The 340-nt window shown below is 55.9% G+C and carries 1 rRNA gene; it reads left to right on the top strand.

The window, feature by feature from the left end:
• A 16S ribosomal RNA gene (locus tag FDX24_RS16275) occupies positions 1 to 340 on the top strand; the annotation flags it as partial.

The raw sequence follows: 340 nt of genomic DNA, 5'->3' as shown, positions 1-340 counted from the left end.
GAGTAATGTCTGGGAAACTGCCCGATGGAGGGGGATAACTACTGGAAACGGTAGCTAATACCGCATAACGTCGCAAGACCAAAGAGGGGGACCTTCGGGCCTCTTGCCATCGGATGTGCCCAGATGGGATTAGCTAGTAGGTGGGGTAACGGCTCACCTAGGCGACGATCCCTAGCTGGTCTGAGAGGATGACCAGCCACACTGGAACTGAGACACGGTCCAGACTCCTACGGGAGGCAGCAGTGGGGAATATTGCACAATGGGCGCAAGCCTGATGCAGCCATGCCGCGTGTATGAAGAAGGCCTTCGGGTTGTAAAGTACTTTCAGCGAGGAGGAAGG

This window comes from Citrobacter sp. wls716, assembly GCF_005280975.1.
Classification (GTDB): Bacteria; Pseudomonadota; Gammaproteobacteria; order Enterobacterales; family Enterobacteriaceae; genus Citrobacter; species Citrobacter youngae.
Note: the sequence above shows the minus strand (reverse complement) of the source record. Positions and strands in the feature narration are given on the sequence as shown.